This window comes from Staphylococcus sp. ACRSN, from assembly GCF_022346615.1.
Lineage (GTDB): Bacteria > Bacillota > Bacilli > Staphylococcales > Staphylococcaceae > Staphylococcus.
In genome coordinates, this window is record NZ_JAKRNS010000019.1 from 1 (window position 1) to 26,298 (window position 26,298).

The 26,298-nt window shown below is 30.0% G+C and carries 25 protein-coding genes and 1 pseudogene; 11 read left to right on the plus strand and 15 right to left on the minus strand.

Annotated features, from left to right (window positions below):
• The coding region (locus tag MHZ36_RS13525) for a YSIRK-type signal peptide-containing protein (RefSeq protein ID WP_239232230.1) at nucleotides 1–428 on the minus strand (428 nt) is incomplete at its 3' end.
• Between the two features lie 259 nt (nucleotides 429–687).
• Between MHZ36_RS13525 and MHZ36_RS13530 the strand changes: the two genes are divergently transcribed.
• The 7 genes from MHZ36_RS13530 (at nucleotide 688) to yidC (ending at nucleotide 9,932) form a co-directional block, all read left to right on the plus strand.
• Nucleotides 688–3,474 carry a type I restriction endonuclease subunit R gene (locus MHZ36_RS13530; protein WP_239232231.1) on the plus strand — a complete coding sequence of 929 codons (2,787 nt, stop codon included), beginning with the start codon at nucleotides 688–690 and terminating at the stop codon, nucleotides 3,472–3,474.
• Between the two features lie 97 nt (nucleotides 3,475–3,571).
• Complete coding sequence (locus tag MHZ36_RS13535; protein ID WP_239232232.1) at nucleotides 3,572–4,147, plus strand: restriction endonuclease subunit S; 576 nt, start codon at nucleotides 3,572–3,574, stop codon at nucleotides 4,145–4,147.
• Complete coding sequence (locus MHZ36_RS13540) at nucleotides 4,148–5,704, plus strand: type I restriction-modification system subunit M (protein WP_239232233.1); 1,557 nt, start codon at nucleotides 4,148–4,150, stop codon at nucleotides 5,702–5,704. It abuts the gene before it with no gap.
• Between the two features lie 4 nt (nucleotides 5,705–5,708).
• Complete coding sequence (locus MHZ36_RS13545; protein WP_481867136.1) at nucleotides 5,709–6,848, plus strand: restriction endonuclease subunit S; 1,140 nt, start codon at nucleotides 5,709–5,711, stop codon at nucleotides 6,846–6,848.
• Nucleotides 6,849–6,890: 42 nt separating this feature from the next.
• Nucleotides 6,891–7,727, plus strand: coding sequence for a DUF5677 domain-containing protein (locus MHZ36_RS13550; RefSeq protein WP_239232235.1), 837 nt, complete (start codon nucleotides 6,891–6,893; stop codon nucleotides 7,725–7,727).
• 273 nt (nucleotides 7,728–8,000) lie between these two features.
• Nucleotides 8,001–9,101 (plus strand): helix-turn-helix domain-containing protein, encoded by a 1,101-nt coding sequence (locus MHZ36_RS13555; protein WP_239232236.1) that lies wholly within the window; start codon nucleotides 8,001–8,003, stop codon nucleotides 9,099–9,101.
• 3 nt (nucleotides 9,102–9,104) lie between these two features.
• Nucleotides 9,105–9,932, plus strand: a complete 828-nt coding sequence (gene yidC / locus MHZ36_RS13560) for a membrane protein insertase YidC (protein ID WP_239232246.1) — start codon at nucleotides 9,105–9,107, stop codon at nucleotides 9,930–9,932.
• Nucleotides 9,933–10,072: 140 nt separating this feature from the next.
• On the opposite strand, the gene MHZ36_RS13565 is transcribed toward yidC, so the two are convergent.
• Nucleotides 10,073–10,681 carry a recombinase family protein gene (locus MHZ36_RS13565; RefSeq protein WP_040030499.1) on the minus strand — a complete coding sequence of 203 codons (609 nt, stop codon included), beginning with the start codon at nucleotides 10,679–10,681 and terminating at the stop codon, nucleotides 10,073–10,075.
• Nucleotides 10,682–10,911: 230 nt separating this feature from the next.
• The gene (locus MHZ36_RS13570) at nucleotides 10,912–11,436 is read right to left on the minus strand and encodes a hypothetical protein (protein ID WP_071331837.1); all 525 of its coding nucleotides are present in this window, start codon (nucleotides 11,434–11,436) and stop codon (nucleotides 10,912–10,914) included.
• A 157-nt stretch (nucleotides 11,437–11,593) separates the two neighbouring features.
• Between MHZ36_RS13570 and MHZ36_RS13575 the strand changes: the two genes are divergently transcribed.
• A complete protein-coding gene (locus MHZ36_RS13575; RefSeq protein WP_239232237.1) occupies nucleotides 11,594–12,742 on the plus strand; it encodes a zinc-dependent alcohol dehydrogenase in 1,149 nt (382 codons plus the stop codon).
• A 108-nt stretch (nucleotides 12,743–12,850) separates the two neighbouring features.
• Here MHZ36_RS13575 and MHZ36_RS13580 read toward each other — a convergent pair whose 3' ends face one another.
• Nucleotides 12,851–13,525 carry an IS6 family transposase gene (locus MHZ36_RS13580; RefSeq protein ID WP_239232238.1) on the minus strand — a complete coding sequence of 225 codons (675 nt, stop codon included), beginning with the start codon at nucleotides 13,523–13,525 and terminating at the stop codon, nucleotides 12,851–12,853.
• A 386-nt stretch (nucleotides 13,526–13,911) separates the two neighbouring features.
• On the opposite strand from MHZ36_RS13580, the gene MHZ36_RS13585 reads away from it, so the two are divergent.
• Nucleotides 13,912–14,517: a hypothetical protein gene (locus MHZ36_RS13585; protein ID WP_232166028.1), complete on the plus strand. Its 606-nt coding sequence runs from the start codon at nucleotides 13,912–13,914 to the stop codon at nucleotides 14,515–14,517.
• A 757-nt stretch (nucleotides 14,518–15,274) separates the two neighbouring features.
• Here MHZ36_RS13585 and MHZ36_RS13590 read toward each other — a convergent pair.
• The 4 genes and pseudogenes from MHZ36_RS13590 to MHZ36_RS13605 form a co-directional block, all read right to left on the minus strand.
• A complete protein-coding gene (locus tag MHZ36_RS13590) occupies nucleotides 15,275–15,514 on the minus strand; it encodes a hypothetical protein (protein WP_239232239.1) in 240 nt (79 codons plus the stop codon).
• Nucleotides 15,515–15,537: 23 nt separating this feature from the next.
• Nucleotides 15,538–16,212 (minus strand): annotated as a pseudogene (locus tag MHZ36_RS13595) (IS6 family transposase).
• Between the two features lie 102 nt (nucleotides 16,213–16,314).
• Complete coding sequence (locus MHZ36_RS13600; RefSeq protein WP_107553952.1) at nucleotides 16,315–16,758, minus strand: hypothetical protein; 444 nt, start codon at nucleotides 16,756–16,758, stop codon at nucleotides 16,315–16,317.
• 206 nt (nucleotides 16,759–16,964) lie between these two features.
• Nucleotides 16,965–17,057: a type I toxin-antitoxin system Fst family toxin gene (locus tag MHZ36_RS13605; protein WP_107513893.1), complete on the minus strand. Its 93-nt coding sequence runs from the start codon at nucleotides 17,055–17,057 to the stop codon at nucleotides 16,965–16,967.
• A gap of 423 nt (nucleotides 17,058–17,480) precedes the next feature.
• Between MHZ36_RS13605 and MHZ36_RS14350 the strand changes: the two genes are divergently transcribed.
• Nucleotides 17,481–17,606 carry a hypothetical protein gene (locus tag MHZ36_RS14350; protein WP_275432217.1) on the plus strand — a complete coding sequence of 42 codons (126 nt, stop codon included), beginning with the start codon at nucleotides 17,481–17,483 and terminating at the stop codon, nucleotides 17,604–17,606.
• 546 nt (nucleotides 17,607–18,152) lie between these two features.
• Here the strand turns inward: MHZ36_RS14350 and MHZ36_RS13615 are convergent.
• From MHZ36_RS13615 to MHZ36_RS13625, 3 genes are all read right to left on the minus strand, one after another.
• Nucleotides 18,153–18,578: a plasmid mobilization protein gene (locus MHZ36_RS13615; RefSeq protein WP_239232240.1), complete on the minus strand. Its 426-nt coding sequence runs from the start codon at nucleotides 18,576–18,578 to the stop codon at nucleotides 18,153–18,155.
• Between the two features lie 1,109 nt (nucleotides 18,579–19,687).
• The gene (locus MHZ36_RS13620; RefSeq protein ID WP_239232241.1) at nucleotides 19,688–19,921 is read right to left on the minus strand and encodes a hypothetical protein; all 234 of its coding nucleotides are present in this window, start codon (nucleotides 19,919–19,921) and stop codon (nucleotides 19,688–19,690) included.
• Nucleotides 19,922–19,963: 42 nt separating this feature from the next.
• Entirely contained in the window at nucleotides 19,964–20,935 is a 972-nt protein-coding gene (locus MHZ36_RS13625; RefSeq protein WP_239232242.1) for a replication initiator protein A, read from the minus strand.
• Between the two features lie 492 nt (nucleotides 20,936–21,427).
• Between MHZ36_RS13625 and MHZ36_RS13630 the strand changes: the two genes are divergently transcribed.
• Nucleotides 21,428–22,111 (plus strand): DUF536 domain-containing protein, encoded by a 684-nt coding sequence (locus MHZ36_RS13630; RefSeq protein ID WP_239232243.1) that lies wholly within the window; start codon nucleotides 21,428–21,430, stop codon nucleotides 22,109–22,111.
• 140 nt (nucleotides 22,112–22,251) lie between these two features.
• Here the strand turns inward: MHZ36_RS13630 and gtfB are convergent, their stop codons facing one another.
• The 4 genes from gtfB to MHZ36_RS13650 all read right to left on the minus strand — a co-directional run.
• Entirely contained in the window at nucleotides 22,252–23,574 is a 1,323-nt protein-coding gene (gene gtfB / locus MHZ36_RS13635; protein WP_239232244.1) for an accessory Sec system glycosylation chaperone GtfB, read from the minus strand.
• Entirely contained in the window at nucleotides 23,567–25,075 is a 1,509-nt protein-coding gene (gene gtfA, locus MHZ36_RS13640; RefSeq protein ID WP_119486272.1) for an accessory Sec system glycosyltransferase GtfA, read from the minus strand. Before gtfA ends, gtfB begins: the two co-directional genes overlap by 8 nt.
• Nucleotides 25,076–25,119: 44 nt before the next feature.
• The gene (locus tag MHZ36_RS13645; protein WP_099265879.1) at nucleotides 25,120–25,308 is read right to left on the minus strand and encodes a hypothetical protein; all 189 of its coding nucleotides are present in this window, start codon (nucleotides 25,306–25,308) and stop codon (nucleotides 25,120–25,122) included.
• Between the two features lie 109 nt (nucleotides 25,309–25,417).
• A partial coding sequence (locus tag MHZ36_RS13650; protein WP_239232245.1) for an LPXTG cell wall anchor domain-containing protein occupies nucleotides 25,418–26,298 on the minus strand: 881 nt, incomplete at its 5' end.

Consider the following 26,298-nt stretch of genomic DNA (forward strand, 5'->3'; position numbering starts at 1 on the left):
GACGCGTCTTCTACATTACCTTTCTGTATTTCCTCATCCTTTTTCTGAGATGCTGTAGTTTCTGACAGGTCTTCTTGAGAATTGGTTGACGCGTCTTCTACATTACCTTTCTGTATTTCCTTATCCTTTTTCTGAGATGCTGTAGTTTCTGACAGGTCTTCTTGAGAATTAGTTGACGCGTCTTCTACATTACCTTTTTGTATTTCTTCATCCTTTTTCTGAGATGTTGTAGTTTCTGATGAGTCTTCTTGAGAATTAGTTGATTCATCTTCTACATCATCTTTTTCTGTACTTTGACTACTTATTAATTCACTAGCTTTTGCTTCATGAGTAGTTATTGCCGTGAGAATTGTGAAACCTAATAATATTGAACCTGTCCCCATTGAAAATTTTCTAATTGAAAATCTTTGCTTTCTATCCCTTTTCATTCGCTACCTCTTTTCATTGTGTGATGTGTTATTTTACAAAATATTATACAATGAAAATTAATAAGAGTATACACTTTTTAATTTTATTTTTTAGCTTACTAATATTAATTAAAAATTTGAATAGAATTATTTTTTATACTTAAAGTCATTAAAAATATTTCTGAAATTATGTGTTACAAAATAATTACTCACCTTATATAAGCTTTCTGATATGTTAATATTTAATTATACTTAAAATTAATAGGGTGGAGCGATTAATTTGGGATACCAAAGTGAATATGGTTTAGAAGAAAATGTAGTTAAACAGCTACAAGATTTGGGGTATGAGCGTGTATCATTGCGCAACGAAACACAATTGATAGAGAATTTTAGACGCATTTTAAATGAACGAAATGCAGATAAATTAGAGGGTACGCCTATATCAGATAGTGAATTCAAACGTATCATGATTGATATAAGTGATAAAAGTGTATTTGAAAGTGCTCAAATATTAAGAGATAAATATGTACTAGAACGTGACGATGAAACAAAAGTTTATCTTAGCTTAATGAATATAAAAAAGTGGTGTCAAAATACATTTCAAGTCACAAATCAAGTGAGTGTAAATGATACACACAAAAGTCGTTATGATGTAACTGTTTTAATTAATGGATTACCTTTGGTTCAAATTGAACTTAAACGTAGTGGCGTTGCGATTACAGAAGCTTTTAATCAGATTGAACGTTATCGCCGTCAAAACTATACAGGTCTATTTAGATTCATACAAATGTTTGTTGTGAGTAATAAAATGGAAACACGCTACTATGCGAATAGCGATCAAAAAATCATGAAAAGTCATATGTTTTATTGGAGCGATGAAAAAAATGAGCGCATTAATGTGCTTAAAGATTTTATTGAATCCTTTTTAGAACCTTGCCATATTGCTAAAATGATTAGCCGTTATATGATTATTAATGAAACAGATAAAATATTAATGGCCTTGAGACCGTATCAAGTCTATGCTGTAGAGGCTTTGTTAAATCGTGCTATAGAAACAAATAACAATGGTTATATTTGGCATACGACAGGGAGTGGTAAAACCCTCACATCGTTTAAAGCGAGTCAAATATTAGCGCAAGAACCAGATATTAAGAAAGTGATATTCTTAGTCGATCGTAAAGACTTAGATGGTCAAACTTTAGGGGAATTTAATAAGTTTGAGTCAGATTCTGTTGATAGGACATTCAATACTAAAAAGTTACTCAAACAAATGGATGATCCTACACGGAAACTAATTGTTACGACGATTCAAAAAATGGATAATGCGATTAAATCAGGACATCCAGCAATGGAACGTTATAAAGAAGATAAAGTCGTTTTCATTATTGACGAATGTCATCGAACGCAATTTGGTTCAATGCACCGCATCATCAGACAACATTTCGGAAACGCCCAATACTTTGGTTTTACGGGAACACCTAGATTTGAAGAGAATGCGAGTCAAGATGGACGCGCGACTGCGGATATTTTTAGAGAATGTCTACACCATTATCTAATCAAAGATGCGATTAGAGATGGTAACGTGCTAGGTTTTTCTGTTGAATATATGAATACGTTTGACCGTAGTGAAAAAATCACCGAAGACGGTTATGTTAATAAAATTAATGAAGCTGAAATATGGATGGCAGACGAACGTGTTCAAAAAGTAGCAGAACATATTATTGCGAATCATAATAAAAAAACACGTGATCAAATGTACACAGGTATGTTGACCGTTCAAAGTATTCCAATGGCAATTCAATATTATCGTGTTTTCCAAAAATTGAAGAAACAAGGTGTACATAATTTTAATGTCACGACAATATTCAGTTATCAGGATAATGAAGCCGTAGAAGATACGATGGATGAACAAACGAGAAGAGATATATTAGAAGATATCATTCAAACGTATAATGAGACCTTTGATAAAAATTTCTCAACGGATACGTTTGATGGTTACTTCAATGATGTATCAAACCGTGTCAAAAAAGGATTACCGGATCAAAAATTAGATATTCTTATCGTTGTCGATATGTTCTTAACAGGCTTTGATAGTAAAAAATTGAATACGTTATATGTTGATCGTAATTTACAGCATCATACGCTTATTCAAGCGTACTCACGTACCAATCGTGTGGAAGAGCCAACGAAACCCTATGGAAATATTGTTGCTTATAGAAACTTAAAAGAAAAAACGGATGAGGCTATTGAGCTTTTCTCTAAAACAGACAATACAGATACGGTATTGAGCTTATCGTTCCAAGCGTACTTAACGAAATTCAAACAGGCTCTGATTGAACTATTTGAATTAGCTGAAACACCTCAAGCCGTAGATCAATTAGAAAGAGAAGAAGATCAGCGTGATTTTGTAATCGCATATCGCGAGTTAGCGAAGCATATGCAAAAGTTAAAAACGTTTGATGAATTTGCATTTGATAAGGAAACGTTAGGGATTGATGAACAAACATATGAAGATTATAAAGGGAAATATTTAGATATCTATGATAAAGTGATGCGACCTGATAAAGAAATTGGAGAGGGAGAATCTATATTAGACAATATTGATTTTAATATTGAGATTTTACGCAATGATTTGATTAATGTTCAGTATATTTTAGATTTATTAAATCAAATTGATTTAAGTAATACAGAACAACAAGAAAAAGACATTAAAGAGATTCGTAAAGTGCTTGATAAAGCTGACGATGACCAATTGAGATTGAAATCCGATTTAATTCGAACATTCCTAGATAAAGTCGTACCGAACTTAAATGAAGGTGATTCAATTGATGATGCTTATTATAATTATGAATCTAAAGTGAAGGTCGGAGAACTGGAACAATTTTCTGAAGAAACAGATTATCCGTTAGAATTATTGAAATCGTTAGTTAAGGAATTTGAATTTAGTGGTCATTTAAATAATAACTTAATTGAAGAAGGCGTTTCTGGCGGCCTTTTAATACGTACTAAAAAAATAAAGCGTGTTAAATCATTTATCAAAGATATGGTTAAAAAATATAGTGTTTAAGGTAAAACAAGTGTAGTTTAAAAAAACTACACTTGTTTTTATTTTAAAGTCATGCTATATTTGTTTTGTAGAAAAACATAACTACAGGAGGTTTGGTATGTTAAAAGATTATGTTAATTATCAAAGTGGCACATTAATACAGCGCTTAGAAGTTGATGAGAGCGACCTGGGGAATAGTTATATGGTATATGATCAAAATATGTTAGATATAGATTTAGGGTTAACCATAGATGATACATATCAACCTAGAGTCATCAGATTAAAAGATTCATCAAGAGCAACCGTTGTACGTAAAGATGATATTGTCATAAGTATGATGACAGGTCAGTGTACCTTAGTGAGCGCAAGACACGACGGTTCAATTTTACCTTATAACTATACAAAAATAGAAGTTACTTCAGACTTATTGGAACCTGCTTTTTTAGTCTATTGGTTTCAACTAGCACCAGAGGTACAATCACAATATAAGCAATATATGCAAGGTGGCTCAACAATAAAAAAACTAACCCATCAACAGTTAAAATCACTCTATATTAGCTTACCTTCCATTGAACGACAACAGTTGATTGGGCAAATTGGTATTAAAGAAAAACAATTAAACATATTAAAACAAAGACAAAGTCGGTTAAAAAAGCAATTCTTATCCAACATTTTATTCAAGGAGGACAATTAAATGTCTATTACGGAAAAACAACGCCAACAACAAGCTGAATTACAAAAAAATCTATGGTCTATCGCTGATGACTTACGGGGCAATATGGATGCCAACGAGTTTAAAAACTATATCTTAGGTATGATTTTTTATCGTTTCTTAAGTGAAAAAATTGAAGAACAAGCACAAATACTCTTAGCTGAAGACAATATAGATTATGAAACGGCGATGGCAGATGAAGATTATAGACCCGTCTTAGAACAAGAATTTATTTCACGTATCGGTTATGTGATTGAACCACAATATCTATTTAGTCACTTAGTTAAAAAAATTGAGAAACAAGTTTTTGAAATGGAAGACCTGAGTAATGCGATTAAAAACATAGAAAATTCTACACGGGGTCATGATAGTGAAGATGACTTTATTCACTTATTTGATGATTTAGACCTTAATTCTTCACGTTTGGGCAACTCTAATGCTGCACGTACAAAATTGATTTCAAAAGTAATGATGAAGATATCTATATTACCTTTTGTTCATAGTGATATGGAAATCGATATGTTAGGTGATGCTTACGAGTACTTAATTGGTCAATTCGCAGCAAGTTCAGGTAAAAAAGCTGGAGAATTCTACACACCCCAACAAGTTTCAACGATTTTAGCTAAAATCGTAACAGCCAATAAAAAAGACCTCAAAAGTGTTTATGACCCTACATGTGGATCGGGATCATTACTCCTTCGTGTTGGTCGTGAAGCCGATGTGCGTCAATATTATGGTCAAGAATACAACAGTACAACGTATAACTTAGCACGTATGAACATGTTGTTACATGATGTGAACTACGCGAATTTTAAAATTGAAAATGGAGACACGATAGAAGATCCAGCCATTTCAGATGAACGTTTTGAAGCTGTGGTTGCCAACCCACCTTATAGTGCGAAATGGAGCTCAGATCCACAATTCTTAGAAGACCCACGTTTTAGTAATTATGGTAAATTAGCGCCTAAATCAAAAGCAGATTTTGCATTCATTCAGCACATGATTTATCACTTAGATGATAATGGCACAATGGCTGTCGTTTTACCACATGGCGTCCTGTTCCGTGGTGCAGCTGAAGGTGTCATTCGCCAGTACTTAATTAAAGAAAAAAATTATTTAGATGCGGTCATTGGTTTACCATCAAACTTATTCTTTGGAACATCGATACCAACAAGCATTTTAGTCTTTAAAAAATGTCGTGAAGACGATGACAATGTATTATTCATTGATGCATCGCAATCATTTGAAAAAGGTAAAAATCAAAATCACTTAACAACAGAAGATGTTGAAAAAATTGTTGAAACTTATAAAAATAGAGAAACATTAGATAAATATAGTTATGCGGCAAGTTTAGAAGAAATTGCAGAAAATGATTATAACCTTAATATTCCAAGATATGTCGATACATTTGAAGAAGAAGAACCAATTGATTTAGAACAAGTTCAAAAAGACTTAAATCAAATTGATGATGAAATCGTCGAAGTAGAACAAGAAATTAATAATTATCTCAAAGAATTAGGAGTGTTAAAGCATGACTAATGAAATGAAAAGCGTACCTGAACTAAGGTTCTTACAATTTGATAAAGAGTGGGAAAAAACGACAATTGCTGACATAGGGGATTTTTATTATGGTAGAAGTGCTCCTAAGTGGTCAATAACTGACGATGCAACAATTCCATGTGTGAGATATGGTGAATTATATACAAAACATAAAGGGACTGTTAAAGAGATATATTCTTATACTAATATAGATCGGAACAAATTACGGTTTAGTAAAGGAGGAGAGATACTTATACCGCGGGTAGGAGAAGACCCAATGGATTTTGCTAAATGTTCATATTTGCCTTTTTCTGGAATTGCTATTGGAGAAATGATTTCTGTATATAACACCGATCAAAATCCGGTATTCATAACAGCCTATTTTAATTCTCAAATGAAGTATGAATTTGCTAAAAGAGTAGAAGGAGCTAGCGTATCTAATCTCTATTATTCATACTTAAAAGATATAAACTTGAGAATTCCCACAATAGAAGAACAACAAAAAATAGGTATTTTCTTTAGCAAACTCGACCGACAAATCGAATTAGAAGAACAAAAATTAGAAAAATTAGAAGAAGAGAAAAAGGGATATATGCAGAAAATTTTCTCTCAAGAACTACGATTTAAGGGCAATAATGGAGAAGAATATCCTAAATGGGAAAGTAAAAAATTAGAAGAAGTGGCTATCATTAATACAGGGAAAAGTAAGATTGTTAATGAAGAAAGTGCAGCATATTCAAACTTAGGTTCAACAGGGGTTCTAGGGAAAAGTAGTCACTACGAATATGATGGTAACTTTATACTAACTGCTAGAGTTGGTCACTATGCTGGAAAGTTATATAATTTTTCAGGTAAAGCTAATATATCTGATAACACTATTTTTTTAGAAACAGATTTAAATCTAAATTTTACATTGAACATGTTAAATAATTATAATTTGAAACGTATAGCTTTCGGTTCAGGACAACCTCTTATAAAATCATCAGAATTAAAAAAATTAATATTCAATATTCCGTGTGGTGAGGAAGAACAAAAAATAGGTGGGTTTTTAAGTGGTTTTGATAGTTTGATTGGAAAACAATCACATAAAATAGAATTATTAAAAGAGCGTAAGAAAGGCTTTTTACAGAAAATGTTTGTGTAGTTCTGATAACGGCCTATTATGTAAACAAAGGGGTGACTTTAAATGGAGGATTTATTTTTTGAAAATGAAGATGTTATTAAAGTGTTTAAAGAAGTAGAAAATTATATTATCAAAGATTTAAACAATAATGATGACTTAGAAAAATTAAAGAGAAATCACCTCTTTTTAGCAATTTATGATATAACACATACTTTCTATCTTAATTATATTGATATAAATAATTGTGTAACTATAAGTAGTGCTAGAACACTATCTAGGAAATTATATGAATTATTACTTTATCTGAAATATATATTGGAAACAGATAAGGAATCAAACAAAAGAGCAGAAAGATACTTTTTCTACAATGAACATGAAAAAGTTAAGGTGGTAGTGTCAAATGCAAAAGACGGAGGTTTAAGTCAACAAGAAATAGATAATTTAAAAAGCAAATTGACTAATCTAGAGCAAGTATTTATAGATAGTTTTAAAAATTCAAAAATTAAAGTGAATGATATTAAAGGAATAACAAGATGGTATATGGAAAAAAGTAAGGGTAGTAAGAAAATAGGTACTATTCAACAATTATCCGAATATTTTAAAATGGAATATTACTATCAACATATTTATAGAAACCTATCTAAAGATGTCCATTCTAGGGGACATGATATGAAAGAGACCTTGAATATATTGGGGAAAAATGCACAAATTCAGAATTATAATCAAAAATCAGATGAAAAGGGCGAAGCATTAAGTGATGAAATAGAGTTATCTGCATTTACAAATTTTATTGTATCTAGATATATTGAAATATGCTGTGAGTTTATAAATAAAAAAGAAATATGGGAATATTACAAGGTGCCTTTTAGCGAATATCATAATAAAAAATGGGAGAAATAAGTTTCAATAATACTGACTTAATTACTGACTGATTAAGTGAAATATCATAGCAATAAAAAGATATTGATAAATAAAGTGACTTTAGATATCTTTCACTTTTTACCAATAACATTCGTTATTGAAACAAAATTTTTAAACCATCTCTTTTTAAAAGAGATGGTTTTTTAGCATACTATTGTTTCTTATATAGAAACAAAGTTTCTATAAGTTGTTATATTAGAAATATACCTTATTTAAATTTTCTAGTAACATTAAATATAAGAGGTGTTATTAATGATTCAAATATCTAAAACAATTAAGCAAGAACGTTTAAGTCGTGGAATGACTCAAGAAGCACTAGCTGAATACCTTAATACAACAAAAACAACCATTTCCAAGTGGGAAAATGCAACACTTTATCCTGATATTACAATGCTTCCTAAATTAGCAAGAGTATTTAATATTTCAGTGGATGATCTTCTTAATTATAGTATTACTATGACAGATGAAGAAATTAAAAAAGTATCTATATCATTATCTAAGATGATCAATAGAACAAGTTATGAGGAATACATATCTACTGTACGAGATTATTATATTAGTCATTGCAATGAATTTAAGTTCCTCAACTCACTATTAGGGATTTTAACAAATAATATTTTATATTGTGAGCATGAAACACAAGTAAAAGAAACTACAAAATTAGCGCATGAAATAATTAAAATGACAGAGGACAACTCAGAATCTATATATTTGAAAAGACATGCACAAGGATATCAAACGTTAATGTATATGTTTGAAGGAGATTATTCATCAGTTATCAATAATACACCGGATTTTGATTTGAAAATTGGTGAAAATGCAACACTAACGTTAGCTTATTTACAAAAAGGCAATATTTCAAAAGCTAAAAATGTAATTCAGACAGATATGTACCAATCTTTGATGATATATATGCATGATTTTGCTTTAATGCTTACCTATGACTTATATTCTGTACCAATAGAATCTTTAGAGTCTAAACTTCACCATGTAAATAAAGCCTTTAATGTAGATTATTTATATCCTCATTTAAGTATTAATTGCTATTATCAATTTGCTCTATATTATGCTAAAAAATCTGATAATAAAGCCATTGAATTTTTGGAAAAGTACTGCCAATGCTTTGAATATTTAGTTACTAATTTTGTGTATCAAAAAGATGAATTTTTTGATGCTATTGAAGAATGGCTAGATACATTACCATTAGGGGAAAGACTACCAGCAAATTATGAAAATACATTAGATACTATATACTCAAGAGTCTTAGAGAAGGAACATTTTATTGCTTTAGATGATTTTGACTCTATAAAAAATAATCTACTTAGAATTTATAACAAAAAGGATGAAAGTTAATTGATATATCGAAAAAATATAATAGCATTGGCATTAATAGCTCTTATAACACTTTCTGGTTGTGATTATTCAAATCCAGAAAATAAGAACGGCTTTTTCTATAATACTTTTGCAGCACCAATGGATCATCTCTTACACTGGTTAGGTTCTACATTTGCTGGTAACTATGGTTTAGCAATCATTGCAATCGTGTTAATCGTTAGAATTATCATGTTACCGTTCATGTTAGCTCAATCTAAAAATGGGCATTTGATGCGTGAGAAAATGGAAATCGTGAAACCCGAATTAACTAAAATACAAGAGAAAATAAAAAAGGCGAATACGCAAGAAGAAAAAATAGCTGCGAATCAAGAAATGATGAATAAATATAAAGAGTATAATATGAATCCTATGAAGACAATGCTAGGATGCTTGCCATTACTTATACAAATGCCGGTTTTATTTGGATTATACGTTTCTTTAAAATGGCCTTCGAGCGGCGGTTTAACTGAACATGCTGATTTTCTTTGGTTTAATCTAACACATCCTGATATTTGGATTACTATAATCGCAGGTATTTTGTATATCATACAACCATTAGTAAATTTAGAAAATATGCCTAAAGAACAACGCTCTATGGGATATATGATGGCGATTATTTCTCCAATGTTCATAATTTATATTTCCATTACATCAGCTTCTGCTTTAGGACTGTACTGGACGATTAATGCTGCATTCTTAATTATCCAAATGTTCTTCTCAAATAGATATTATTCGAGGTTAGCTACAAAAGAAGCTAATCAATTGAAAAGAAAAGTTGAAAATAATAAACTTGCTACTAAATATACGTAGTCTTAAAATAATTATTACATAGAAAAAGAGTCTCTATTCGGCTCTTTTTTCTTGTGTTTTTATTAAAATCTCAATTTAATAATATATTATGAGATTTGAGACGCTGTGAGGACCTCTCATTTGCATTGACAACCCATTTATCAAGATAATCCCTTATCATGTTTAATTCTATAAACTGTCTGTCTTGTAATATTAACCTCTTTCGCAATCTTACTAATTGCTTTCCCTTCTTCTAACATTTCGACAACTCGGTGATAGATAACACGTTTCTGAGGATCTTTCGCGTTCGGTGAATAAAGTAAAGGGCGCCCTTTATATACCCCTTTGTCTTTCGCAACTTGAATCCCTTGAGCTTGTCGACGTTTACTTTCATTTCTCTCCTGTTCTGAAACCATGGCTAAAATTTGAACGATTAAATCTTTCATAAACTTATCCAGTAATGGATTACCAATGACTTCATTCATCATAGGTAAACTCGTAATCATTAACTGAACATCTTTTTCTTTCAAATAATTAACAGTTTCAATAATTTCATCATAATTACGTCCTAAACGATCAATTGACTCCACAACGAATCGATCTCCTATTCTTACAAAATTAAGGGCTTCTTGAAATACAGGTCTATTTTCAACTGATTTTCCTGATTGCTTCTCTGTAAAGATTTTCTCTACGCCAAACGTTTTTAAATTTTCCAACTGTCTTTCTAAATTTTGATCTATCGAAGATACTCTCGCATAACCTATAATCATTTATTTTCACTCCATAATTAATATACACCCTAATCATACTTTTTAGTTGCTATAATTTCAACAACTTAATTTGTATGATTAGGGTGTACTTTAAAAATACACAAAACGAATTTTTTGACTATTATATTACTTATAAATAAAACTACCCACCTAAATAGATAGTTGATAATTACATGTTAATTTTGGTGAATGCTCACAGTTATTTAATTTACAATTATTCATTTTCTTACTTAAATAAACTGTAGTTCATAAATGGACTCATCTTCGTAGTTATTGAATTCGTCTATATGTCCTTTTAAAAATATTTCTTGTTTTTTTCTACTCACATTATGATAATAGGATAACTTAATACTCATATTGGATTCGTAACCATTATTTTTTATAGTATCGTCTAATTCATCAAATACTCTTTTATTTATAGGTAGCATATAACCTTCTTTACTAGGTAACATATTAACATATTTTTTTTGAATAACTTTATCTTCACCTAATAAAACTTCAATGGTGATTTTTTTTGCTGCTCCACCTCCTAAATTATATAACTTCAAATAATCTTCATGTTCTTCCGCATTAGAAGTGGTATTTTTTAAATTTAACCTTTGGTCTTTATCTCTAATTAATAAAATCTGATTAAATCCTAATGCAGGAATAAAACTTATTTTCATTTGGTAAAGTTGAACTGATACTGATACAAAATAAAATAAGGCCATAATAAATGTTCCGAGCGATCCGATCGCTGATATAATATTAATCATATTTAGCTCCTTTTTTTGACAAAGTAGTACACTGTCTTTGATAACTATAATATAAATTTCATATTAACTATATAAAAATGAGCATTAGATATCAATTTATTCTTCTGAGTTTGCATTATAATATCACGGGTACAGTTTTTTAAGGAGTGTGGTATAAATGAAAGCAGTTACTTATCAAGGTCATAAAAACATGGAAGTGCGTGAAGTACATGATCCAATAATAGAAGAATCAACGGATGCAATTATAAAAATAACAGCTTCAGGTATATGTGGTTCTGATCTACATCTTTACCATCAAGGTGATTTATTTATGGATCCTGGTTTTGTTATTGGACATGAGCCAATGGGAATTGTAGAAGAAGTAGGAAAAGACGTTAAAACCTTGAAAAAGGGTGATAGAGTAGTTATACCTTTTAACATAGGTTGTGGCGATTGTTTCTATTGTAATAATGATATGGAATCTCAGTGTGATAATTCTAATCCATCACCGGCTAGTTGGAAAATGGATAATGGTGGACTTTTCGGTTTTGGTGGCATGCACGGAAACCACTGGGGAGGTCAAGCAGAGTATTTAAGAGTTCCATTTGCTGATTTCTCCTCTTTCAAAGTTCCAGATAGTGATTTGAAAGACGAACAAGTATTATTTTTATCTGATGTTGTCCCAACAGCTTATTGGAGTGTTGAACATGCAGGCGTAAAATCTGGAGATACCGTCATTGTTCTCGGTTGTGGGCCAATCGGTTTAATGGCTCAAAAATTTGCTAAATTAAAAGGCGCTGAACGTGTTATCGCCATTGACAATATAGAACATAGATTAAATCATGCTAAAAAATTCAACGGAGCTGAAGTGTATAATTTTTCTAAAGAAGATAATATAGGAAAATTACTTCATGAAAGCACACGCGGTGGTGCAGATGTCGTTATAGATTGTGTTGGAATGGATGGACAAATTGTTCAAGATGATTTAGAGATTAGTTCAAATTCAGCACAACGCGGTAATATTAGTCCAATTATTACAGCAGCTGAATCAGTACGAAAATTCGGGACGATTCAATTAACTGGTATTTACGGTACCCCTGCAGATAATTTTCCAATAGATTTAATTTTTAATAGAGATGTCCAAGTAAAAAGTGGCCAAGCCCCAGTTATTCATCAAATGCCAAAATTATATGAAATGATTAAAAATGAAGTTTTTGATCCAACAGAAATTATAACGCATACCTTGCCTTTAGAAGATGCCAGCCAAGCGTATGATATTTTCGATCAGAAAAAAGATAATAATATTAAAGTAATTCTAAAACCGTAATAATAAATATGTAAAGGAGTCTATATACAGATTATAACCAGTATATAAACGGTTCTGTTGCAAAGTAAAAAATATATCTAACCACTAATATATCATGTCAGTGTTCGCTTAACTTGCTAGCATGATGCTAATTTCGTGGCATGGGGAAAATCCGTAGATCTGAAGAGACCTGCGGTTCTTTTTATATAGAGCGTAAATACATTCAATACCTTTTAAAGTATTCTTTACCGTATTGATACTTTGATAACTTGTCTTTCTTACTTTAATATGACGGTGATCTTGCTCAATGAGGTTATTCAGATATTTCGATGTACAATGATAGTCAGGTTTAAGTTTAAAAGCTTTAATTACTTTAGCCATTGCTAACTTCGTTGAAGGTGCCTGATCTGTAACTACCTTTTGAGGTTTACCAAATTGTTTAATGAGACGTTTGATAAACGCATATGCTGAATGATTATCTCGTTGCTTACGCAACCAAATATCTAATGTATGTCCCTCTGCATCAATGGCACGATATAAATAGCTCCATTTTCCTTTTATTTTGATGTACGTCTCATCAATACGCCATTTGTAATAAGCTTTTTTATGCTTTTTCTTCCAAATTTGATATAAAATTGGGGCATATTCTTGAACCCAACGGTAGACCGTTGAATGATGAACGTTTACACCACGTCCCCTTAATATTTCAGATATATCACGATAACTCAATGCATATCTTAGATAGTAGCCAACGGCTACAGTGATAACATCCTTGTTAAATTGTTTATATCTGAAATAGTTCATACAGAAGACTCCTTTTTGTTAAAATTATACTATAAATTCAACTTTGCAACAGAACCTAACAAAAAAATAAAAAAACCATATAACATTAAAGAATATAAAGAGCAGTTGAAAGATTAAAATCTTCAACTGCTCTTTATATCTTATTTACTTATCTTCTCTAAACGAACCGAATGCAAATATAAAAAATGTAATTATAAATGGGATAACAAATAATTCTACTAAATGAACATCTCTATTAAACAAATGTTCAACAGTGATATAAGAAATAACTAGAATTATATAAAAAATAAGGAATTTTACAATTTTATTTATTTTTCTATTCATTTTGTACCCTTTCTTATTGAAAATATTATGTTACGCTATTTATTATAAATGAGGATATATAATTGAAAAAAGGTTTATTTAAAATTAGTATTATATTATTTTCATTAATTTTAATGACAAGTATTATTTTACCTGAAAATAATGCAAATGCAGATTCTAATCAAAGTAATACACCAAACGAAATAGGTAAAAAAGTTGGTGGAGATTTTAACAAATTAGATGATGAACAATCATCGAAAGAATTGTCATACATACTAAATAATGTGTTTATTTACGATGAAGAAGGAAATATTTCAGATGTTAATACAGAAAAAAGTATAGAGCGTTATGGATATGTTCCAAAAGAAATTCAAGAAATAAAAGATAGCGTAGACAACAAAACAACTCCAGAATCTCAAAAAGGATTCCAAACTGAAGCAGGATATAAAAATAGTAATCAATGTTTTTATGGCGAAATGCAAAATAACTTTGCTGACTTAATACCAACTTCTGTACTAGGTGCTTTTCTTGAAGAAGCTAGTTCAGGTCAAATCAAAAAAGCTACAGCATTAAAACTCTTAAAAGCTGCTGGCAAAGCAGGAGTTAAAGGTAATATTTATAGTTTAGCTGCTCAAATAGTTTGGACAAATGAAAAATGTAATTGGCAATACCCATCAATAAATACATAATGGAGCATAAAAAAAGAAGGCATCAATGCCTTCTTTTTATTGTTGTACCAATAATTAACAATACAAAAAATATGAACCCTAATAAATAAAATATTTTTTCCCCTAATGGATTTCCAATAATATTTTCATTCAATCCTATAATCGCACAAATTATAAAAATACAAATAATAATACCTGAATAAAACTTATTTTTTAATAACATAAAATCACCTTCACAAATAATACTATTAACAAAAAAATAAAGAGTTTTCTTAAATTCAGTTATTTTTTACCAAACACACACATAATAAAAATTACTATTATCATAGTTGAAATGAAATTTTTAAAATAATACATATCTCCTAAAAAAATAGAATCTGATAAAGTTAAAAGTAAAAAGATAATAGAGAAAAAAATAATGGCTAAAGCAAACTCTTTTAAAATAAAATCACCCAACCTATTTTTAAAATTAATATAATCACTTTAATGTTAACTATCTACCATTTCATCATAAATCGTATCATCATGATACCATTTTAATAAGAATATTATTGCTTTATTACAATTCCTCTATTTGCCGACGATGCTGCGCTCCTTAATAATCCTAAAGCTGTCCATCGGTCGATTTAATAGCTGACGCTTTAAGTCTAATTAAGGGCTCTCATCGACAAATAGATTTTCTCGGCATAAATGCGTGTTATAATATATGTGTCGTTTAGTATCACCAGTACAATATTGTATTTACTTAAGCCTTTATCTATTTAGATAAGGGCTTTTATTATCTACTCATACCTCTATTATTTTTCTTTTCATGCTTTTGCTCTTGTTCTTCTGGATAATGTTGAGGATTATCTCTTTTATCTATATTACGCATAATATTCATCATTAGTTCATTATCTTTCCCTAAACCACGCACTCTCTCAACAAATTGTTCTCTACCTAGTAAACGTTCTATTTCTTTTAATAGTTTAGATATTATTTCTGGTTCTGTTGCAAAGTAAAAAATATAGCTAACCACTAATTTATCATGTCAGTGTTCGCTTAACTTGCTAGCATGATGCTAATTTCGTGGCATGACGAAAATCCGTAGATTTGAAGAGACCTGCGGTTCTTTTTATATAGAGCGTAAATACATTCAATACCTTTTAAAGTATTCTTTGCTGTATTGATACTTTGATACCTTGTCTTTCTTACTTTAATATGACGGTGATCTTGCTCAATGAGGTTATTCAGATATTTCGATGTACAATGACAGTCAGGTTTAAGTTTAAAATCTTTAATTACTTTAGCCATTGCTACCTTCGTTGAAGGTGCTTGCTCTGTAATTACCTTTTGAGGTTTACCAAATTGTTTAATGAGACGTTTGATAAACGCATATGCTGAATGATTATCTCGTTGCTTACGCAATCAAATATCTAATGTATGTCCCTCTGCATCGATGGCACGATATAAATAGCTCCATTTTCCTTTTATTTTGATGTATGTCTCATCAATACGCCATTTGTAATAAGCTTTTTTATGCTTTTTCTTCCAAATTTGATACAAAATTGGGGCATATTCTTGAACCCAACGGTAGACCGTTGAATGATGAACGTTTACACCACGTTTCCTTAATATTTCAGATATATCACGATAACTCAATGCATATCTTAGATAGTAGCCAACGGCTACAGTGATAACATCCTTGTTAAATTGTTTATATCTGAAATAGTTCATACAGAAGACTCCTTTTTGTTAAAATTATACTATAAATTCAACTTTGCAACAGAACCTTTTTTCTTTTATATTTATTAAAAGCGAATCTTTCCTTAAGAATGGTTAAAGTAAATCATTAATCTTATTGTAAATTTTTAAAACTAATTGTTTTCCTTTCTTAAAAGTTACAGCAATAAAACTCATCACAGCAAAAACAATAGTTAATTGTTCGATAGGTACATTTAATAATATCATGATACCTAGCATTATTAATGGACCTATATATATAATAAATACTATTAGAAATGTTAAAGTAAATTTTACTAATTCTATTGCTAATGGATTGTATGAATTAATAAATAATATTACTATGATTGCTGAAAAACATAATATAAACCATATACAAACAATGTAAAAACTGATAGGACCTATAATGTATGTCTCACCAAATTTTTCTTTAAAGTATGTTGCTAAATTTAAAGAAACTTGCCATAGCGCTTTTCCAGTTAAATAACAAAAGTATAAACATATAATAATAAGTGAATATTTACCTAATATTTTTAACATAATTAATCACTCTTTCTTAGTTAGGTTAATTGATTTAAACCATTTTAATAGTTCTAATATATAGGTAAAAAACTTTAAAATAGTTTTTTGCATTCCTCTGCACTATGATGTTATAATACAAATAACGAATAGAAAGTCCATAGATATACACCGAGCCCCAACCTATTGCCGTAGGTTGGGGCTCTTTATGTGATATGGATAGTCGCCTATTTATTGCGTTGGTTTAACCAATAGGTAAACCAAGCTACAATACATCCAGTTATCACAGGTGCAATAACCGTTACGAATAAAAAGTCCACAGATGCTCACCTCCTTCCGCCGAATATACCGCCGGAAGTTAAGGCGACTCCACTATTATACCACCTGTAGCTTTTGAAGCATATGCACTTCCGATAAGTTGATTATGTAAACCAAAATAAAAGTCCAAAAAACTGTTAAATCAATGTTTTGGGCTTTTATCTTCGTTACGAAATACACCAAATGTAAAAACGAAACAGGATACTATAAATGGTACAAATAAAGATTTATAGAAATATAGTAGTTATTTAAATAAATAATAATAAAGAAGTTTTTGACAGTGGTGCGAAATTATATCAATATGAATTTAGCAAAACGATAATAATTAAAATTGAAAGAGTGATAATAGATTTATGGAATCTAAAAAGAATGCAGTAAAAGTTATAGTAGTGGTATTACTCATAATAATCTATGGAGTTACTAATATGGCTAATAAAGTTAATCTATTTTTACTTGTTATTTTAGCAGCAATTCTTGGGCTAGCAATTCACTATATAGTGGAAGTTATTTTTAATCTTTTAGAAAAGAAAAACAAGAATAAGAATAAATAATTAAAGATGAGTTGTATTTACTTAGATTCAAATAATACAATTTCTACTTTTTCTTTCTGTGTATACATTATACATGTGGAAGTTATACAAATATAATGTATACACATATATTTATATATAGAAAAGGACAACATGCGCTAACATGTTGCCCTAATGATCCTGTTAAAAAGACAGTGACTTATAACAAATTCAAATTATTAAAATAACCTCTAGTTACTCGTCAAAGTATCTTCTAGATGGTTATTTTTTTGGTTATTGCTAATTAATGCTAAACTAATGCTCGTCAAAACCATCATAAGCATTACCCCATTTAAATGAGATTAGCCACCATCTATCCAACTGGCTTGTAATATACGTGATTGTTATACAACCAAGTTTGTATACATTATACATGTGGAAGTTATACATGTATAATATATACTTTTAGTCAAAATCCATACCTCTAACTCAAATATACTTAATATCAAGAACCTATTAACTGTAACCATGCTTAACCAACATCACTTATTATATCGCTTAGTCATACTGTGTAGTTCAGGTTTTTATTTATAAATTTTGTATTGCCTCTTTAATCTCTTCTTTTAATTGCTCATCTCTTTTATATCCATTTAAATTAATATATTCAGCATCATCATTTACATACTGTAAAAAACGTTTAAACGTATCCATGTATTTGGCAACTTCAGAATATTCCTCTTCTATATTTTCATAGTCTTCTTTCAACACTTCATCTTTGTTATGATCTACTTTAAATTGTATTTTAAGAGCTTCATTTTCTTTTTCAAGCTCATTAATTCGTTCATCTACTGGATAAACAGCTGTCGGCTTAATACGATTTCCTAATGCCACAAGCCTTGTATAAGCTGTTGGATTTAAGTTTCTATCTTCTGCTAATACTTTCACTTTTTCATACTCTTCTTCAGTTAAATTAATATTAATTGTTTTAGCTTTTTTATGATTCTTGCTCACCATTCACGCCACTCCTAAAATTAGTAATTACTTAGTAAGAATCACATTTTTATACTAAGTATTTGGTTAGTAAATACTCTATCATAAATAACTAAGCAATTACTAATACCTTATATAAGAAAATCATTGATTATAAACAATGATTTAAGGACTCCTTTCGGGAGTCTATGAGGAGTCCTTAGACTCCCCATTCTTCTATCCCTTGTGGCGCAAGAAATAGAAGAATCATTGATTTTACATCGAAATGCCATGTAATATTACGCTAAAGTCAGGTTTTATAAATATATAAGATTTCTAAAAGTACTGATATGAAAGCATTTATAACAAATGAAACATTCATTTCGAACCCCAGCTATGCTGGGTGCCATCGTGATGGCATTGTTCACCCTTATCCTGTTGTCCGGGACTCCTTCGCGACTCCTTTGGTTAAAGTCTTAGTCAACATAAATTCATTTTCAACGCTCTAAAAATTTGATTTACTCTCTTTCATAAAATGTGTGTTAAACTTCTTTTTTCATCATTACAGACTCCACTAACAAACTTCCAATAAAAAATGACCTACTGCATTAATTCTTAATACATGTAGGTCACTTTTTACTCACATTATTTATAAAATTCGAACACTATGTTGGTTAGCTCAGATTCAATATTTAAACCTAACAATAAAATGCTACTTGATAATGTCGTAATATAGTACAACATAATATGTTACGACATTATCAAAAACCAAAACACAATATATTATCTTTTTAGCAAACTTCATCACGCAACTTATTAAATGCTTTTATTTTAAATTTTAAGGGGGCATTTTAAAGTTTTAGGGGTGAATCATATAGTTTTATACCTAAACACTTACACAAGCTCTTAAAACGCAAATATACGCCCGATAAGTACACTTTAATTTCTCTAGCAACTTTTAGATCAAAATCGTTACTAATTTTTTAGAAACCTAAGTATCAAACTCAATATTTCTGGTATAGATGTAATAACCAATTCTCTTTTATCTTCTTTCGTATGTTTTTCTTTGTTGTTCATCAAATCGCCCCATAATCGTTTCAATTCTTTCAAAATGGATTTTAAGCCTATACTTTTTCACAAACTATGTATGATTTCTACTTAGATTCTGTGGCAATATCATAGACATCTATTTCTTTAGCTCCTTCTTTAGCTCCTTCTTTTGCGCCTCGTTTGATGTCATCAATATGTGAAAATCCACTTGCTATAATGACAAAAATAAGCATAACAAATAGTCCTTTAAACCAAGTGTTAACTGTCATAGGTGCTTTCCTTTTATGGAAGTATAACCCCAGTAATAATCCAATGATAATGGCCACTAATAGTTCCATTGCTAAATACTCCTTTGTGCTTGAATATGCTTTGTTGTTAATTTATTGATTGAAAATATTATGTTGATTCATATTTTGCCGACGCATATGAAGGGCATGTATCTCTTCTAATTCAGCTTTAATCGACTGCATAAGATAGCCTTGCATCGCATCAACGGCTTCATTCTTTTGTAGCAGCATCGCTTTAAATCGTTTTAATACACTCACAAGTTCAAACTCAACATCTTCTAAACGGTAAAACGTATCATGCGAATTATTAAATGACTTTTTGCCTTTGAGTAATACACTTTTAATAATACGAATCTCTCTAATTTCAAACTTACTTAAATAGTCTTTGATTTGTTGCGGTAGTTCTTCGAGTACTTGAAACTTAAGTGCATCATTATTAAATTCGGATTGTTGGTGATTTGTATGATTCGAATGATTATGGTTTGTTTGATTGATATATGTATCATTCATATCATGCGTATCATTATTCTCAGTCTTTATATAATCAGTATTACTTAAGTCAGTATCATTAGTGTATTCTTTTGATATGTCATGATGTATCATATTAATATTTCTTGACGTATCATTATCATATTTCTGGACGTATGATAATGATACGTCCGTGTTATTATGCTGTTCTATATCGTTTTCTTGTTGTGAAATATAATATACATCAGCTTCTGTTACTTCTGGTTTTTTAATATATAACTTATTAGGTTTATTCAAACCTACTCTTATTTGATTAAATAAATTAGCTTCTGTTAATTCTTTTTTTATTTTAGATAGCTTATTTGGACTACTAATATTTAAAATAGACTTAAGCTTTTCATTGGTATAAATAAAAAATATATCTCCATTTTCATCTACCCAATTATTTCTTATAGATAAATCTAAACGATCTCTTAGTATTGACCAAGTTATTTTTGCATCATTAGATAATTTAGTATATTTAGGATTCGTAAAAAAAACTTTAGGTAATTGATAAAATTTCTCTTTTTGGATTTCTTTAATATTAAAGTTGGACATACAAAAAACCTCTTTCATATTTAAATTTCTAAAAGAGGTAATAAAAAAGCTATAAGTAAGTTTATATGTATTCGACTTGCACTAATAATTCTTAGTATATATAATAAGAATATAACAACTATATAAACAAACAAACTACTTGTTTTATTACCGAAGAAACCTGACTATTCCCGTAGTTGGGTTTCTTTTATATATTTATATTAACACTTTTAAAAGTTTTGTTAAATTGTTTATATACATTTGGGTGTATGCACTTTCAAAGAAAGATAAATCTTTGTATAAAGATTTTATATGGATATATCATATAACACCGTATAAACGCTTATATAGCAAGTATAAAGGGTATATAAGTGTTGTATAACTGGGTTAAAACCTTATACACATAGTTCTATATAGTTATGCGTATAACGAATTATATAACCTTGTAATAACAAGTATAATGGCTGTATAATGGTACAAATGTTATGTATATAACTATATGGAGGGCGTTATATGAAGAGTATGAAGGAAATTGCTGATGAATTAAACGTAACAAAAATGACTGTTTATAATAATGCTAAAAAAGCAAATGTGAAATTTCAAAAAATCGATAACGTAAATTACTTATCCAGTGAAGATGAAATTATAGTAATAAACCGAATAAGAAAAAATCAAAATAAGAATGATGATTTTGAAAGTGAAAAAAAAGAAGAACCTAATAATGATAACCTGGTGAAAGATGAGACAATAAAACAATTATATAACCAGATAGATATATATAAAGAACAATCAAATAGAGATAAAGAGCAAATAAATACACTTAATAGACTTTTAGAGAATCAACAAGTTCTGGCATTAGAGAGTAATAAAAAGATTCAAAAACTAGAAAATCAATTAGAAGAAGAGAGACAACTTAATTATTCCTTTGATACATCTACTAACGATAGACAAAACGTTGATGAACAAGAAACAACATATACTATGGATTCTGTAAATATGAACCAATATCAAGAAAAAGCTAAAGAAGCAAAAATTCGATATAGTGATATACCTGAAAGTAAAAATGATGAAAGTATACAAGGTGAAGAGTCACAAAAAGAAGATGATTTATCTAAACAAAATGATAGTGATATAGAATATAAGAGTGAAGAAACACAACCTAAAAAAGGCTTTTGGGGTCGTTTGTTTGGTGGCTAATTATATTATAATAATCGTTTGAAAAGACTATGTTTATGAAAAAGGGCTACAAGTTAAATAACTTGTAGCCTTTTTATTTATATAACCGAAACTTCTGATAATCATCGATTATGTAAATTAAAAATATAAGGAAAAGACGCTTAATTTACTGATTCGATAAATACTGTTTTATCGATAGCGTTGGCTTGTTTTAATTGTAATTCTAAGTAATTATCGAATATGTCTTTGTGTTGTGTAACTTCATCTAGCGCATTGATTAGTAAATCAGGATCCTCTACATCGAATAAATGATTTGGTGCTGTTACTACCTTATTGTGTGCAGTGGCATCATAACCTAAAATTAACAGTTTGTAGTCAAAGGCTGCCCTAACTGCATCTAATATTTCATTCCCTTTATTAATATCTAAATAAATATCGCATTTTTTATAAAGTGCTTTAAATTCAGTCTTTTTAGCATTTGGATATAATTTAACATTGGTATATTTATTCAAGTTCATTAATACCTTAGACATTTCAGTCATAGCTGCAATATGAAAATCTAAATGTGGATGTGCTTGTACAATTTGTTCTAAATGCGGTATTTGATCAGAATTTGTTAGTGTTAGCACTTGGTTAGAATGATTATTAGACTTCAGGAATTTATATACATATCCAGATTTATATATTCTATTTTTCCATTTATCACTAATAGATGATTTAAGTTGTTCGTAGGCTTCATCGCTCGGCACAATAATACTGAATGATCTACGTTCTTTAGATAATATATTTTCCATATGACGAATAATATCGCTCGTAATATCACCTTGCCAATAAAAATAATCATTGCTAGACTCACTTAACCCGTTCATCACTGCGGCAGGTACTGAAAATGAGTTGATTAAAAATTGTTCAGATTCTAACCCTGCAACTTGAATATAGAAATTAACAAATTGTATTTTCGAATGGAAGAAGTATTCTTTGCCTTGCCAATTCAAAATAACATCATTTGTGATGAAATTCTCAACCATAAACACTTCACCTTTAGCGTTATAGTAGCGTTTTAATATTCTTTTATGGGTATTAGGATCCAATACTACTTGTGCATAACTGTATCCATATTTATTATAATAATCAATATACTGCGTATGTCCTTGTTTATTTAACCACTCAATACGTTCTACGATTCTATGTTTATAATTCTTTTTATAAATAATTCTCGCTTTAATATCTCCTGTATCTTTAATTACAGCATCGTTATTATTGCCTTCAATCAACCAAAATTTCGGTGTTTTAACTTGGTTAAAAAATAATGGTTTAACTGGCAAATTTTCATTTTCCGCAAAGAATTCATATGGTGTTTTAACATCTTCAGGAAGAAAGCCATCTGTTTCAATAACGATTGTTTGTCTATTCATACCAGAAAATTTAAATGAATTATAAAGGACTATTGTTTGTTTATCGAAAGCTTCAAATAAATTAATCATAAAGCACCTCTTCAATTAAATTATTCCATTGGATTTTTACAGTATCTTGTGTAAATTGTTCAGCAACTTTATAAGATGCCTCATGGAACTCATTTGTCTCATTTTCAAAAAATAGAGCTATAGCTTCAGCAATTTTCCCTACTATTTCAGACTCTGATTCTACATTTAATTTAATAGGTATGAGATAGCCATTTTCTTTGTCCTCAATAAAAGTCGGATTTCCATAATTAACATCAAATCCAATAAGTCCTAATCCTGAGCCAATCGCTTCCATCAATGTTAATCCAAAACCTTCACTCGTTGATCCTGATAGAAACAATTCATAACCCTTATATACTTGGTTTAAATTTACATGGCCATGCAATGTGATATAACTTTCTGCGTTATTTTCACGAATAAGGTTATGCAATGCCTGCTTTTGAGCACCTTCTCCATATATATCAAATGTTATTTCAGGTCTTTGTTGTTTCGCAATTGCGACAGCTTTAACTAACCAATCCACACGCTTTTCAGCTGCTAATCTTGAAGCAGTAATAATAGAATACGGCTTTCTGTTTAAAGAAGGTTGTGTTAAAGTTTTTAAATTGCCTACAGGAATTGTATATATATTAGGCTTGATATGATTATATTTTTCAAATTGCTCTGTCAGCAGTTTATTTTGGATTTCTGTTGCTGTGATGAAGAAATCAATTTCCTGCGCATTAGTGAATACATATTCATAATGACTATTCCAAAGTATATAATCATCGTTCGTTATCGATGCATTATAATGTTCTGCATGAATCACTACACCTAATTTAGCTTGATGTTTATTTTCTATCATAACTTGACCAATATCTTTTGAGCGATCTAATAAAATCATATCTTTCTGCGACAACTGAATTTTTTCCATGAAATATGCAATGAAATTTTGTTTGGAATATAGTATTCTATCTTTAAAGACAAACATACTATCATCACCATTTATATATTCATTATATGCTGTAGAACCATCTTCATTGTAAAAAACTCTCATATATAATTTAGCCATATTATCTTCAGGGGCGTAATACTCTGAAAAGACACGTACATAGGAATAATAATCTTTGCGTAGTAATTTCCCTCTTGATACATATTCTACTCTATCAACAATATCACTATCTTCGTCTTTCAAATGACACACGATATAATTACTATTTTTATTAAAGAAATATTTTTTGATTTTTCCTTCATCTTCTGTTTTAGTGATGTCGTCATTGAGTGATTGAATAATCTCATCTAATTTAACACTTGAAGGTGCTATTTTTATATCTGTGAAAAATTGGTATAACCATACCACTTCATCATCATTAAACCCTAAATTTTTTGTTAAAGTTTGTATATTTTCAGTTTTTATAAATTCTAAAAACACGAACTTTAACGTTTCTTCTCTTCCTCTTAAAGCTTGAGCTCTGTATAGTTGCGCATACTCTACACCACTACTCGCCCATCCAATGCCATTGTTCATGTTATATATCGTCATGTATTACACCTCAATAACTAAAGTTAAAATCACAATTTCACTTATTAAACGAACAATTTTACTATACTTAAAATCATCAACGACAATATGATAAACATAGCAAAAAACTTAAGTGTCAGAAATTCTTTTTTTACTTTTTGTTGATCTTTTTCAGCATCATATTCATTTAATTCTTCTTCAATTTGTCTATTTATTTGATCTAATTCTTCTTTTTCATTTATTTTTTGACTCATATATTACACTTCCTATAACTATAGAAATATTTATTAACTTATTATAACAAAATAAGCCAAGGAGAATATCCTCAGCTGTATTTTGTATTGATATTCAAATCAAATGTTATTAATTATTATCAGTTTCTTTTTTACGACGTCTTCTCAGTAGTGACAAACCACCTAGTCCAAGAACACTCGCTAACAATCCGTTTTTCGTTGTATCATCACCTGTATTTGGTAACTCTGAATCTTTGTCTTTATCTTTTTTATTTTGGTTCACTTCATTCTCAGAATCTGAATAATTTGCTGATTCTAATGTGTTTGTAGAATCTAATGAATTATTTGGATCAAATGAAGTCATTGATTCGCTCTCGCTTAATGACTCAGACGTACTTAATGATTCACTTTCGCTTAATGATTCGGATGTACTTAATGATTCGCTCTCGCTTAATGACTCAGACGTACTTAATGATTCACTTTCGCTTAGTGATTCAGACGTACTTAATGATTCACTTTCGCTCAATGATTCAGACGTACTTAACGATTCTGACGTACTTAACGACTCACTTTCACTTAGTGATTCAGATGTACTCAATGACTCACTTTCACTTAATGATTCAGATGTACTTAATGATTCACTTTCGCTTAATGATTCGGATGTACTTAATGATTCGCTTTCGCTTAACGATTCTGACGTACTTAACGACTCACTTTCGCTTAGTGATTCAGATATACTTAATGATTCGCTCTCGCTTAATGACTCAGACGTACTTAATGATTCACTTTCGCTTAGTGATTCAGATGTACTTAATGATTCGCTTTCGCTTAACGATTCTGACGTACTTAATGATTCACTTTCGCTTAGTGATTCAGATGTACTCAATGATTCGCTCTCGCTTAGTGATTCAGATGTACTCAATGATTCGCTCTCGCTTAGTGATTCAGATGTACTCAATGATTCGCTCTCGCTTAATGACTCAGACGTACTTAATGATTCACTTTCGCTTA